Source organism: Nocardioides sp. CPCC 206348 (genome assembly GCF_048654705.1).
In the GTDB taxonomy this organism is placed as follows: Bacteria; Actinomycetota; Actinomycetes; order Propionibacteriales; family Nocardioidaceae; genus Nocardioides.
The window spans coordinates 90,530-104,053 of sequence record NZ_JBMCZA010000229.1 but is presented as its reverse complement, the minus strand read 5'-3'; the positions used below and the strand labels follow the sequence as shown (position 1 = coordinate 104,053).

The 13,524-nt window shown below is 70.9% G+C and carries 12 protein-coding genes; 11 read left to right on the top strand and 1 reads right to left on the bottom strand.

The window, feature by feature from the left end:
• From ACOADB_RS26310 to ACOADB_RS26300, 3 genes are all read left to right on the top strand, one after another.
• Positions 1–756 (top strand): Ig-like domain repeat protein (locus ACOADB_RS26310; RefSeq protein WP_378605968.1); only part of this gene is annotated, 756 nt, incomplete at its 5' end.
• 74 nt (positions 757–830) lie between these two features.
• On the top strand, positions 831–1,868 hold the full coding sequence (locus ACOADB_RS26305) for a LacI family DNA-binding transcriptional regulator (RefSeq protein ID WP_378605965.1): 1,038 nt from the start codon (positions 831–833) through the stop codon (positions 1,866–1,868).
• Positions 1,869–1,896: 28 nt separating this feature from the next.
• Positions 1,897–2,907, top strand: coding sequence for an aldose epimerase family protein (locus ACOADB_RS26300; protein ID WP_378605962.1), 1,011 nt, complete (start codon positions 1,897–1,899; stop codon positions 2,905–2,907).
• A 17-nt stretch (positions 2,908–2,924) separates the two neighbouring features.
• Here ACOADB_RS26300 and ACOADB_RS26295 read toward each other — a convergent pair whose 3' ends face one another.
• Positions 2,925–3,818, bottom strand: a complete 894-nt coding sequence (locus ACOADB_RS26295; protein WP_378605959.1) for a helix-turn-helix domain-containing protein — start codon at positions 3,816–3,818, stop codon at positions 2,925–2,927.
• Between the two features lie 189 nt (positions 3,819–4,007).
• On the opposite strand from ACOADB_RS26295, the gene ACOADB_RS26290 reads away from it, so the two are divergent.
• The 8 genes from ACOADB_RS26290 to araA all read left to right on the top strand — a co-directional run.
• Positions 4,008–4,997, top strand: a complete 990-nt coding sequence (locus tag ACOADB_RS26290) for an ABC transporter substrate-binding protein (protein ID WP_378605956.1) — start codon at positions 4,008–4,010, stop codon at positions 4,995–4,997.
• 76 nt (positions 4,998–5,073) lie between these two features.
• A complete protein-coding gene (locus tag ACOADB_RS26285) occupies positions 5,074–6,660 on the top strand; it encodes a sugar ABC transporter ATP-binding protein (protein WP_378605953.1) in 1,587 nt (528 codons plus the stop codon).
• Positions 6,653–7,747 carry an ABC transporter permease gene (locus ACOADB_RS26280; protein WP_378605950.1) on the top strand — a complete coding sequence of 365 codons (1,095 nt, stop codon included), beginning with the start codon at positions 6,653–6,655 and terminating at the stop codon, positions 7,745–7,747. Before ACOADB_RS26285 ends, ACOADB_RS26280 begins: the two co-directional genes overlap by 8 nt.
• Positions 7,744–8,751, top strand: a complete 1,008-nt coding sequence (gene yjfF, locus ACOADB_RS26275; RefSeq protein WP_378605947.1) for a galactofuranose ABC transporter, permease protein YjfF — start codon at positions 7,744–7,746, stop codon at positions 8,749–8,751. The genes ACOADB_RS26280 and yjfF overlap by 4 nt, the downstream gene beginning before the upstream one ends.
• Positions 8,748–9,797, top strand: coding sequence for a LacI family DNA-binding transcriptional regulator (locus ACOADB_RS26270; protein ID WP_378605944.1), 1,050 nt, complete (start codon positions 8,748–8,750; stop codon positions 9,795–9,797). The genes yjfF and ACOADB_RS26270 overlap by 4 nt, the downstream gene beginning before the upstream one ends.
• 11 nt (positions 9,798–9,808) lie before the next feature.
• Positions 9,809–11,491 carry a ribulokinase gene (gene araB / locus ACOADB_RS26265; RefSeq protein WP_378606020.1) on the top strand — a complete coding sequence of 561 codons (1,683 nt, stop codon included), beginning with the start codon at positions 9,809–9,811 and terminating at the stop codon, positions 11,489–11,491.
• Positions 11,488–12,165 carry an L-ribulose-5-phosphate 4-epimerase gene (locus tag ACOADB_RS26260; RefSeq protein ID WP_378605941.1) on the top strand — a complete coding sequence of 226 codons (678 nt, stop codon included), beginning with the start codon at positions 11,488–11,490 and terminating at the stop codon, positions 12,163–12,165. Before araB ends, ACOADB_RS26260 begins: the two co-directional genes overlap by 4 nt.
• A gap of 60 nt (positions 12,166–12,225) precedes the next feature.
• On the top strand, positions 12,226–13,524 hold a 1,299-nt coding region (araA, locus tag ACOADB_RS26255; RefSeq protein WP_378605938.1), incomplete at its 3' end, for an L-arabinose isomerase.

The window sequence follows — 13,524 nt, the reverse complement described above, 5'->3', positions numbered from 1 at the left end:
GGCTCCGGTGTGGAGCGGGTGGAGTACCGCCTGGACGGCGCCGACTGGACGTCGTACGACGGACCGGTGGGGGTGGGCGACGCCGCAGTCGACGTGGAGTACCGCGCGGTCGACCGGGCCGGCACGGTCGAGGACACGAACACCCTCGTCGTGCCTGCGGTGGGCGATGCCCTGGTCCCGACGGCGGTCACCGCCGTTGCGGGTGACACGACGGTCCGACGCGGGACCCATGTCCCGATCTCGGTCCGGGTCACCGCACCGGACGGCGTGCCGACGGGATCGGTCCGTGCCATCGCCGGCGGCAAGGTGCTGGCATCGGCCAACCTGGCCAACGGCCGGGCGCGGATCGTCGTCGACACCGAACGGATCGCGGGGGTCGGGCTGAAGGACATCGTCATCCGGTACGACGGCGACGCGACCCATCGTGCTGCCGAGGACGTCGTGACGCTCCGGTTGTCGGCAGCCCGGTCGGCCACGTCCCTCCGGGTGATCGCACCTGATCGCGCCGGTCGACACGCCGTGGCGCGGGTTCGGGTCGTCACCGACCCGGCCGGCGTCGACGTCCCGGGGATCCGGTTGGTGCTGCGCCGCGACGGCAGGGTCGTCCGGCGGGTCACGCTGGCCCTGGACAGCTCGGGGCGTGCCGCCTGGCGGTTGCCGCGACTGCGCCCGGGGCGCTGGACGGTGCAGGCGACCGTGGTCGGCACCGCCCTGCTCGGCGGATCGACGGCCGTGCAGGGGCTGCGCGTGCGTTGATCGCGGAGCGCGCGGATTGTGAGCGCTCGCCAACATGCCCTGCGGCGGCCGCCGATTGTTCTAGGGTGGCCGCCATGGTGGCGGAGAGCAGTCAACGCGAGGCCGGTCGCCGGCGCTCGCCGAGCATGGCGGACGTGGCCGCGCTCGCCGGCGTCTCGCACCAGACCGTGTCGCGGGTCCTCAACGACTCGCCGCTGGTGCGCGAGGACACCCGCGAGCGCGTGCATGCCGCGATCGTGGAGCTGGGGTACCGCCGCAACGCGGCCGCCCGTCTCCTTGCGACCAACCAGTCCGGCCGGATCGGGATGGTGTCGGCGCACCTGGCGCTCTACGGCCCCAGCATGATCGCCGCGGCGGTGCAGGAAGCCGGACGCGAAGCGGGCTACGACGTGGCGGTGGTCGGTGTCCTCGAGCTGTCCGAGGACGCGCTGCGCGACGCCGTCGACCGACTCCTGGACCAGGCCGTCGAGGCGATCGTCGTCGCCGTCGCCCATCGCGACGCCCTGAACCTGGTGCGGAGCCTGTCGCTGCCGATCCCGATCGTCCTGGTGCAGGGCGTCTGCCGCGGCGACGTCATGGCTGCCGGCATCGACCAGGTCGCCGGCGCCCGGCTCGCCACCGAGCACCTGCTGGACCTCGGCCACCGCAGCGTGGCCCACGTGAGCGGGCCGACGGACTGGACCGAGGCGGCCCAGCGACGGGAGGGCTGGCGGCAGGCCCACGAGGCCCGGGGCCTCCTGCCCGGGCCCGAGCTCGCGGGCGACTGGACCGCAGGAAGCGGGTACGACGCCGGGCTGCGGATCGCGCGGAGCCCCGACGTCTCGGCGATCTTCGTGGGGAACGACGCCATGGCGCTCGGCGTGCTCAAGGCGCTGCACGAGGCAGGCAGGTCCGTGCCCGACGACGTGAGCGTGGTCGGCTTCGACGACGTCCCTGAATCGGCCTTCTACTGGCCCGCGCTCACGACCGTGGTGCAGGCCTTTCCCGAGCTGGGTCGCCGGGCGGTCGAGCTGACCGTGCGGGCGCTCGGCGGAGAGGACCGCCCGATGGTCGATCTCGCGGCACCGGAGCTCATCGTCCGCGCCTCGTCGGGACCTGCCCGGGCCCGTTGACGACGCGGCGGATGTTAGCGTTCACATCGTGACCGCCGAGCCCCGTCCCCCCGTTGTCATCGGCCGCGCACCCGGTCCCGAGCTCCATCTCCTGGATGTCGGCGCCACGGTCCAGCGGCTCGTCGTGACCGGTGGCGACGGTGTGCGCCGCGACGTCGCGCTCGGCCTCGCCGACGGCGCCGCCGTCCGTTCCTCACCGGACTACGTCGGCAGCATCGTGGGGCGCTACGCCAACCGGATCGCCGGCGGCCGCTGGATCCTCGACGGGACCGGCTTCAGCGTCCCGACCAACGACCGCGGCCACCACTTGCACGGCGGGCCCGACGGGTTCCACACGCGCACCTGGCGCGTCGTCGAGCAGTCGGAGGACGCCGTCGTGCTCGAGCTGGTCAGCCCGGACGGCGACGCGGGCTACCCCGGCGAGCTCACGGCCAGGGCGCGCTACTCGGTGTCCGGTGACGCCGTCGAGCTCGAGCTCACGGCAACGACGACCGCGAGCACCATCGTCAACCTGACCAGCCACGCCTACCTCAACCTGCACGGCGCCGGCACCATCGACGAGCACCGACTCACGGTCCCCGCTCGCGCGTACACGCCGGTCGACGACACCTCGATCCCCATCGGTGCGCACGAGCCGGTGGACGGCACGCCGTTCGACCTGCGCCGTCCCACGGCGCTCGGCGCCGTCGTACGGTCCGACCACCCGCAGGTGCGCTCGGCGCGCGGGATCGACCACAACTTCGTGGTCGACGGAGGGGGCTGGCGTCCGGTGGCGGTGCTCGAAGGACCGGCGACCCGGACCCGGATGGAGCTGTGGTCCGACCAGCCCGGGCTGCAGGTCTACACCGGCAACTTCCTCGACGGTTCGGCGCTGGACCGGGAGGGCCGGATGCTTCGTCAGGGCGACGGGATCGCGCTCGAGCCGCAACGGCATCCGGACAGCCCGAACCGACAGGCAGGCCCGGACTGGCCATCAGCCGTCCTGCGGCCCGGTGAGACCTATCGGTCCCGGATGGCGTGGGTCTTCTCCGCCTGCTGACGCGACTGTTCGCGGGGTCAGCGGGTGACGGCGAGCGCCCCGGCCGGCAGGCCGAAGGCGTGCTCGAGGCGGGCGAGCAGCCGGGCGCTGGGTGAGGTGCGGCCGGTCTCCCACGTGCGCACCGCTGCCGAGCTGCAGCCGCAGCGTGCGGCGAGCTGGCCCTGGGTGAGGCCCGTCCACTGCCGCAGGGTGCGCAGGATGGCCGGCAGGTCCCCCGGCTGCCACTGGCGCCGGTCGAGCAGGTGGGGCGGCTGCACGCCGGCTGCCCGGGCGACGGTGTCCACCGGGACGCCGTACACGCGACCGAGGAGGCGCAGCGCTGCCAGTGGTGGCGTGCTCTCGCCGCGTTCCCAGGCGCCCAGTGCATGCCGGTCGATTCCCGCTGCTGCGGCGGTGCGGGACTGGCTGAGGCGACAACGGTGACGCAGGCGGCGCAGCGGACTCACGGGGGCGCCGAGCGTGGGCACGGGTCTCGCGGGCGCCGCCAGGCGAGCAGCCAGGCCGGTGGGGGTGAGGTCGAGCGCGGCAGCGAGCGGGGGGAGGTGGCGCTCCGGGATCCGGACCCGTCCGGCCTCCCAGTTGTAGACCGTCGACGCGGGGATGCCGACGGCACCGGCGATGGTGGTGACGGACACGCCCGCCCGCAGGCGCAGGGCGCGCAGCCCGGGGCCACGGTGGGAGGGCGGGACGTGCGCAGCTGGCTCGGCCGCCCGGTGGTCGTCGAAGAAGCCGGCGATCCGGGCCGGTTCGATCTCGAGGACCCGTGCCAGCGCATGGATGTGCACCGGCCCGGGAAGGCGTTCCCGCCGCTCCCAACGCAGGATCGACATCGGATGGACCCCGATCTCGCGGGCCAGGTCGGCGGCCCGCAGGCCTCGGCGATCGCGCTCGGTGCGCAGCAGCGTGGTCACGGCTGGTGCCTTTCGTGCCGGGCCCACCGCTGGCGGCGGCCGGGTTTTCGGCGGCCGCAGGGTGAGCGTTCACATTTCTTGGGATTGGTGGTCCCGAACCCCTTGACGAAGCAGAATGTTAGCGCTCACACTCAATGCCAGTGACACCGGTCACAGGGCGATACGGCCCCGGGATGTTGGAGGAAACCAGTGCTGAAGAAGACCGTGACCGCCGCGAGCGCGGTCCTCATTTGTGCCACCGCGTTGTCCGCCTGTGGCAGCGACTCCGGCTCGGGCAGCGACAGCGACGACACGATCGTCATGGGCTTCGCCCAGGTCGGTGCCGAGAGCGGCTGGCGTTCGGCGAACACCGACTCGATCAAGGCATCGGCCAAGGCCGCCGGCATCGAGCTCAAGTTCTCCGACGCCCAGCAGAAGCAGGAGAACCAGATCAAGGCGATCCGGTCCTACATCCAGCAGAAGGTCGACGTGATCGCCTTCAGCCCCGTGGTGGAGACCGGCTGGGACACCGTCCTGCAGGAGGCCAAGCGGGCCAACATCCCCGTCATCCTCACCGACCGGGCGGTCGACACCGAGGACACCTCGCTCTACAAGACCTTCCTCGGCTCCGACTTCGTGCTCGAGGGCGAGAAGGCCGGCGAGTGGCTGGTCGAGAACGCCGCGGACGCCGATGTCGACGGTGACGGCGACATCAACGTCGTCCAGCTCGAGGGAACGACCGGCGCCGCGCCGGCGATCGACCGCGCGGAGGGCTTCGCCACGGCCATCAAGACCGACTCGAAGATCGAGGTGACCAAGTCGCAGACCGGCGACTTCACCCGCGACGGCGGCAAGCAGGTCATGGAGTCCTTCCTCAACTCCGAGAAGGGCATCGACGTCGTCTTCGCCCACAACGACGACATGGGCCTCGGCGCGATCGAGGCGATCGAGGCAGCCGGCCTGATCCCGGGCAAGGACATCAAGATCATCACGGTCGACGCCGTCAAGGACGGGATGACCGCCCTGTCCGAGGGCAAGATCAACTTCATCGTGGAGTGCAACCCGCTCCTCGGTGACCAGCTCATGGATCTCGCCGAGAAGGTTCTCGCCGGCGAGGAGGTGCCCGAGCGCGTCGTGACGGAGGAAGGCACCTTCACCCAGGAGCAGGCCACCGCAGTACTCGCGGACCGTAAGTACTGAGGTAGCCCATCTGCCCGGCGGGTCGCGCCAATCCCCCCAGTGGCGCGACCCGCCGGTCCCAACTCGGAGAGCAACGATGAAGACGATGTACGAGGAGCCCCCGGTGAGCACGACGCCTCCCGCAGCGGGTGAGCCGGGCGCCGCGCCGGTGATCGAGATGCGCGACATCTCGATCACGTTCGGCAACGTGTGTGCCCTCGACGACGTCTCGCTACGGCTCCTGCCCGGCGAGATCCACGCCCTCATGGGCGAGAACGGCGCCGGCAAGTCCACCCTCATCAAGGCATTGACCGGTGTCTACTCGATCGACTCCGGCACGATCCTGGTCGGCGGCGAGGAGCACTCCTTCGCCACGCCCGCCGCTGCGCAGGCCGCCGGCATCAGCACCGTCTACCAGGAAGTGAACCTGGTCCCGAACCTCACGGTCGCGGAGAACATGCTGCTGGGACGCGAGCCGCGGCGCCTCGGTGGCATCAACGTCCGGGCGATGAACCGTCGCGCCGAGGAGACCCTGCAGCGCCTGGGCCTCGACATCGACCCGCGCTCGACGCTCGGCGATCATCCGATTGCGGTCCAGCAGCTGGTCGCCATCGCGCGAGCCGTGGACGTCGACGCGCGGGTGGTCATCCTGGACGAGCCGACCTCGAGCCTCGACACCGACGAGGTGGCGAAGCTGTTCGAGGTGATGCGGCGCCTGCGCGACAACGGCGTGGCCGTCGTGTTCGTCTCGCACTTCCTCGACCAGATCTACGAGATCAGCGACCGGATGACGATCCTGCGCAACGGTCGCCTCGTCGAGGAGCGGATGGTCGCCGACACCACCCAGCTCGAGCTGGTGAAGCTGATGATCGGCCGCGACCTCGAGGTGCTGGACCGGCTCGACAGCGCACGCACCCGCACCCACGCCGATGCGACCCCGGTCCTGCAGGCGATCGGCCTCAGCCGCAAGGGTTCCCTCGAGGCCACCGACCTGAGCCTGTACGACGGCGAGGTGGTCGGCGTCGCCGGCCTGCTCGGGTCCGGACGGACCGAGCTCGCCCGGCTGCTGTTCGGTGCCGACACCGCCGACCACGGCTCGCTGGAGATCCGGTCGAACCGGCGCCGCCTGCGCAGCCCGCGCCACGCCATCGACCGCAAGATCGCCTTCTCCAGCGAGGACCGGAAGGCCGAAGGCGTCATCGGCGACCTGAGCGTCGCCGACAACATGCTGCTCGCGCTCCAGGCCTCGCGCGGCTGGCTGCGCCCCATCCCCCAGGCCACCCGCACCCGCCTCGTGGACGAGTACATCGAGGCCCTGGACATCCGACCCGCCGATCCGCAGGCCCTGATGCGCAACCTGTCCGGCGGCAACCAGCAGAAGGTGCTGCTTGCCCGCTGGCTGATCACCGAGCCGGACGTCCTGATCCTCGACGAGCCGACGCGCGGCATCGACATCGGCGCGAAGGCGCAGATCCAGGCGAAGGTCGCCGAGCTCGCCGAGCGGGGCATGTCCGTCGTGTTCATCTCCGCCGAGCTGGAAGAGGTGCTCCGGCTCAGTGACCGCGTCGTGGTGATGCGCGACCGCCGCAAGATCGCCGAGCGCCGCAACGACGACGTCAGCATCAGTGACGTCCTCGAGATCATCGCCGGCGGGCACCGTGCCGAGGAGGGCTCCGATGACTGACACGCTGACTCCGCCGGAGGCGGGCCGACCGGCCGCCGTACCGTCGTCGCGACCGGGGCTCGTTGCCCGCGCGCTCGCGAACCCGTTGCTCTGGCCGGTCCTGGCGCTCGTCGCGCTTCTCGTCGTGAACGTCGCCGCGACGCCGTCGTTCCTCGACGTGCGGATCCAGGACGGCCACCTCTACGGCAACGTCATCGACATCGCCCGCAACAGCGCGCCGGTCCTCCTGGTCGCGCTGGGCATGACGCTGGTCATCGCCACCCGCGGCATCGACCTCTCCGTCGGTGCCATCGCCGCCATCGCCGGTGCCGTCGCGTGCACCCGGATCGTCGGAGCAGGTGACGAGGGTGCCGCCACCACGGCGATCATGGCGTGCACGATCGCCCTCGCGATGTGCGTCCTGCTCGGCCTCTGGAACGGCTTCCTGGTCTCGGTCATCGGCATCCAGCCGATCATCGCGACGCTCGTGCTGATGGTGGCCGGCCGCGGCCTCGCGATGCTGGTGACCGACGGCCAGATCACCACCGTCCACAACGAGACCTTCAGCGACCTGGCCTCCGGCTACGTCCTGGGGCTCCCGGTGGCGTTCCTCATCGCGCTGGCCATGGTCGGACTGACGGCCGTGCTCACGCGGCGCACCGCGCTGGGCATGCTGATCGAAGCGGTCGGGATCAACCCGGAGGCGAGCCGCCTCGCCGGGGTCCGGTCCCGCACGATCATCTGGACGGTCTACGTCTTCGGTGCCGTGTGCGCTGGTCTCGCGGGACTGATCATCGCCGCGAACACCAACTCGGTGAACGCCAACAGCCTGGGCCTGTGGATCGAGCTCGACGCGATCCTCGCGGTCGTGATCGGCGGCACCGCACTCACCGGCGGACGCTTCTCGCTCCTGGGCACCGTGGTCGGCGCACTGTTCATCACCACCCTGGCCCGCACCATCCCCAACATCGGGATCCCGTCCGAGGCCAACTACCTGTTCAAGGCGGTCGTGGTCGTGGCGGTGTGCCTGATCCAGTCGCCGCGGGCCCGTTCCGCCTTCCGGGTACGACGCCCGGCGCGTGCCGTCTCGAAGGGAGCGCATTCATGAGCGCCGTCACCGTCCCCGCCCAGGCCTCGCTCTGGGACCGGGTGCGCGGCTACTCGCCGCCCTCCCGCTTCCTCCCGGTGATCGTCACCTTCGCCCTGTTCGTCGGGATGTTCGGCGCCGGAGGCATCCGCTACGACGGGTTCGCCGACCCGCAGGTGTTCCTGAGCCTGCTGCTCGACAACTCGTTCCTCATCGTGCTCGCGGTCGGGATGACGTTCGTGATCCTGGCCGGGGGAATCGACCTGTCCGTCGGCTCGGTCGTCGCGCTCTCCACGATGATCGCGGCCAAGACCCTGCAGATGGGCTGGTCGCCGTACCTCTCGATCGTCGCGGTGCTGGCGGTCGCGACGTTGCTCGGAACCCTGATGGGGTTGCTGATCCACTACTTCGAGATCCAGCCGTTCATCGCGACGCTCGCGGGGCTGTTCCTGGCGCGCGGGCTGACGTACCTGATCAGCGTCGAGTCGATCCCGATCACCGACCCGACGTTCAGCGACCTGGCGTTCAAGACGATCGAGCTGCCGGGCGGCTACTACACGACCTGGGCGGTCGTGATCGCTCTCGCGGTCGTCGTGGTGGCGGCGTACGTCCTGGCCCGCACCCGCTTCGGTCGCACCGTCTACGCGGTGGGCGGCAACGAGGCCTCGGCGCTCCTGATGGGACTGCGTGTTGCCGGCGTCAAGGTCGGGGTCTACGCCATCAGCGGCTTCTGCGCCGGCCTCGGCGGACTGCTCTTCGCGCTCTACACGCTGTCGGGCTACAGCCTCCACGCGGTCGGCATGGAGCTCGACGCGATCGCGGCCGTCGTCATCGGCGGCACCCTGCTCACCGGTGGGCGTGGCTACGTGGTCGGTTCCTTGATCGGGGTCCTCGTGCTCGGCACGATCCAGACCTTCATCTCCTTCGACGGAACCCTCAGCTCCTGGTGGACCCGGATCGCGATCGGCGTGCTGCTCCTGGTGTTCGTCGTCGTCCAGCGCCTCATGACGCGGCGTCAGAAATGAGCGAGGTCCGTCGTACACCGGTGATGGCGGACGTCGCGCGTCTCGCCGGCGTCTCCCACCAGACCGTGTCCCGTGTGGTGAACGGGCAGACCAACCTCCGCCCGGAGACGCGCGACCGGGTGCAGCGCGCCATCGAACAGCTCGGGTACCGGCCGAACACGGCCGCGCGGAGCCTGGTCACCCGTCGTTCCGGAACCATCGGCGTGATCGGTTCCCGCAGCGGCTTCTGGGGACCGAGCACCGTGCACCGCGCCATCCAGGCCGCCGGCCGCGAGGCTGGCTACTTCGTCAGCTCGGTCAACGTGCAGGTGCTGAGCCGCGAGGAGTTCACCGACGCGATGGACCACCTGCGCGACCAGGACGTCGAGGGCATCGTGCTGATCGCCGCCAACGACGACGCGATCGACGCGGTGCGTGCCCACGCAGGCCGGGGCGTGCCGGTCGTCGTGGTCGAGGGCGACGAGTCCAAGGCGCACCTGACGGTCGGAGTCGACCAGGTCGCCGGAGCGGTGCTCGGCACCCGGCACCTCATCGACCTCGGTCACGAGAAGATCCTCCACCTGGCCGGGCCGTCCTCCTGGACCGAGGCCCGCGGCCGCCTCGCGGGCTACCGCACGGCGATGTACGACGCCGGGTTGCCGCCGCAGCTGCAGGTGGAGGGCGACTGGTCGGCCCGCAGTGGTTACGAAGCGGGCCAGCGGATCGCGGCGCGCGACGACGTGACGGCGGTCTTCTGCGCCAACGACCAGATGGCGCTCGGCCTGCTCCGGTCGCTGTCCGAGGCGGGACGTTCGGTGCCGGGCGACATCAGTGTCGTCGGCTTCGACGACATCCCGGAGGCCGCCTACCTGATCCCGCCGCTGACGACCGTGCGCCAGGACTTCGACGAGGTCGGGCGCCGGGCGATCCGGATCCTGCGATCGGCCATCGGGGACGAACCGGTGCCGGAGCGGCTGATCGGCCCCGAGCTCGTGGTCCGGGCCAGCACCGCTGCTCCCCGCACGAAACGAACATCAGCACCACGAGAAGGGATGGCACTCTCATGAGGCCGGGCCAGCTGGACGAGCAGTACGCCATCGGCGTGGACTACGGGACCCTCTCGGGTCGTGCGGTCGTCGTACGGGTGTCGGACGGGACGGAGGTGGGCTCCGCCGTCCACGCCTACCCGCACGCCGTCGTCGAGCGACGCCTGCCGGGATCGGAGCTGGAGCTGCCGCCGGAGTGGGCGCTGCAGGTGCCCGAGGACTATCGCGAGGTGCTGCGAACGGCCGTCCCCGCAGCGATCTCGGCTGCGGGCATCGACCCCGCCGCCGTGATCGGGATCGCCACCGACTTCACCGCCTGCACCATGGTCCCGACCCTGGCCGACGGCACGCCGCTGTCCGAGCTCGACGACCTGCGCGATCGTCCGCACGCCTACGTGAAGCTGTGGAAGCACCACGCCGCGCAGCCGCAGGCCGACCGGATCAACCAGCTCGCTGCCGACCGCGGCGAGGCCTGGTTGCCACGCTACGGCGGCCTGATCTCCTCCGAGTGGGAGTTCGCCAAGGGCCTCCAGCTGTTCGAGGAGGACCGCGAGGTCTACGACCGGATGGAGCGCTGGGTCGAGGCCGCCGACTGGATCGTCTGGCAGCTGTGCGGCACCTACGTCCGCAACGCCTGCTCGGCGGGCTACAAGGGGATCCTCCAGGACGGCGCCTACCCGGGCACCGACTTCCTGGAGGCCCTTTCGCCCGGATTCGGCGGCTTCGTCGACGACAAGCTGGCCCACCCGATCGGCGAGCTGGGCTCGGCTGCGGGCCGGCTCACGGCCGAGGCAGCTGCCTGGACCGGGCTTCCCGAAGGCATCGCGGTCGCCGTCGGCAACGTCGACGCCCACGTCACCGCGCCCGCCGCGCAGGCGGTCGATCCCGGCCAGATGGTCGCCATCATGGGCACCTCCACCTGTCACGTGATGAGTGCCGACGTGCTCCGCGAGGTGCCGGGCATGTGCGGTGTGGTCGAGGGCGGGATCGTCGCCGGGCGCTGGGGATACGAAGCCGGCCAGAGCGGGGTCGGTGACATCTTCGGCTGGTTCGTCGACAACGCCGTCCCGGCGTCGTACGCACAGGCGGCACAGGCCGCGGGGGAGTCGGTCCACGAGCACCTCACCCGCCTCGCTGCCGCCCAGGAGATCGGCGAACACGGCCTGGTCGCCCTGGACTGGCACAGCGGCAACCGCTCGGTGCTGGTCGACCACGAGCTGTCCGGCCTGGTCGTCGGGCTCACGCTCGCGACCCGGCCCGAGGACGTCTACCGCGCGCTGCTCGAGGCCACCGCCTTCGGCACGCGCGTGATCGTCGAGACCTTCCGTGACAGCGGCGTTCCCGTCGAGGAGTTCGTCGTCGCGGGTGGCCTGCAGAAGAACGCCCTGCTCATGCAGATCTACTCAGACGTGACCCGGCTGCCGCTGTCGATCATCGACTCGGAGCAGGGCCCGGCGCTCGGCTCGGCGATCCATGCCGCCGTCGCGGCAGGGGCGTACGCCGACGTGCCGACCGCTGCGAAGGCGATGGGCCGGGTCCGCAAGGCGGTCTTCGTCCCCGACGAGTCGCGGGCCCAGGCGTACGACCGGCTGTTCGCGGAGTACCGCGAGCTGCACGACCACTTCGGCCGGGGTGTCGCTGCCATGCGGCGGCTCAAGGCCATCCGTCGCGAGGCCGTTGCCGGTCGTCGTACTCACCAGGAGGTGGGCCGATGAGCGTCGTCACCGATGTCGCCCAGTCGATCGTCGCCCTGCGCCGCGAGGTCGCGACGTTGCACGCCGAGCTCCCGCGCTACGGACTCGTGGTGTGGACGGCGGGCAACGTCTCGGCCCGCGTGCCCGGCCACGACCTGATGGTGATCAAGCCGAGCGGGGTGTCCTACGACGACCTCACGCCCGAGAACATGGTCGTCTGTGACCTGCACGGGCGGGTCGTCGAGGGCGAGCACGCGCCGTCGTCGGACACCGAGGCCCAGGCCTACGTGTACCGGCACCTGCCCGACGTGGGCGGGGTCGTGCACACCCATTCGCCGTACGCCGTCGCCTGGGCCGCGCGCGGCGAGGCCATCCCCTGCGTCACCACGATGTGTGCCGACGAGTTCGGAGGAGAGATCCCGGTCGGTCCGTTCGCGATCATCGGCGACGACTCCATCGGCCGCGGGATCGTCGAGACCTTGCAGGAGAGCCGTTCCCCTGCCGTCCTGATGCAGAACCACGGCGTCTTCACGGTCGGCCCCAACGCGAGGTCCGCGGTGAAGGCCGCCGTGATGTGCGAGGACGTCGCCCGTTCCGTCCATCTCTCCCGGCAGCTCGGCCAGCCGATCCCGATCGAGCAGCCCAGCGTCGACGCCCTCTACCACCGCTACCAGAACGTCTACGGCCAGCGCTGACGCGCGGCCACCGCCACCACCACGACGCCCTCGGGGCGCCTGAACTGCAAGGAGCACCACGTGAGCACCGACCCCGCCAGCAATGCAGCCGCCGTGCAGGAGGTGTGGTTCCTGACCGGGAGCCAGTCGCTGTACGGGCCGGAGACCCTGGACCAGGTCGCCGCCCAGTCGCGCGCGATCGCCGACCGGCTCGCGGAGCTCTCCCCGCTGCCGGTGCGGATCGTGTGGAAGCCGGTGCTGCTCGACGCCGCCGCGATCCACCGTCAGATGCTGGCGGCCAACAGCGATCCGGCCTGCGTCGGACTGATCACCTGGATGCACACGTTCTCCCCGGCCAAGATGTGGATCGCCGGCCTCGATGCGCTCCAGAAGCCGCTGCTCCACCTGCACACGCAGGCCGGCGTCGCGCTGCCGTGGTCGACCATCGACATGGACTTCATGAACCTCAACCAGGCCGCCCACGGCGACCGGGAGTTCGGGTACATCCAGTCGCGCATCGGTGTGTCGCGCAAGACCGTCGCCGGTCACGTCGAGAACCCGGTGGTCCGGCGCCGGATCGAGGACTGGGTGCGTGCCGCGCTCGGCCGTGCCGAGCTGCGGGAGCTCAAGCTGGCCCGGTTCGGTGACAACATGCGCGATGTCGCGGTGACTGAGGGTGACAAGGTCGAGGCCCAGCTGCGGTTCGGGGTCTCGGTCAACACCTACGGCGTCAACGACCTCGTCGCGGTCGTCGATGCAGTGGCCGATGCCGACATCGACAAGCTGATCGTCGAGTACGCCGACCTGTACTCCATCGCACCCGAGCTGCTCCCGGGCGGCGACCGCCACGAGTCGCTGCGGTACGGCGCCCGGATCGAGGCTGGTCTGCGCACCTTCCTCGAGGGCGGCGGCTTCGGGGCCTTCACCACGAACTTCGAGGACCTCGGGGGACTCCGGCAGCTGCCGGGCCTGGCCGTGCAGCGACTGATGGCCGACGGCTACGGCTTCGGTGGCGAGGGCGACTGGAAGACCTCGGTCCTGCTGCGGGCGACCAAGGTGATGGCCGCCGGCCTCCCGGGCGGCACGTCGTTCATGGAGGACTACACGTACCACCTGGTCCCCGGCGAGGAGAAGATCCTCGGCGCGCACATGCTCGAGGTCTGCCCGACCATCACTGCGGACCGGGCGTCCCTGGAGATCCACCCGCTCTCGATCGGTGGCCGCGAGGACCCGGTCCGGCTCCGGTTCACCGCCGACCCCGGTCCGGCGGTCGTCGCGGGCCTCTCCGACCTCGGCGACCGGTTCCGTCTCACGGTGAACGAGGTCGACGTGGTCGATCCCGACGAGGACCTGCCGCACCTCCCGGTGGCCTGCGCGGTC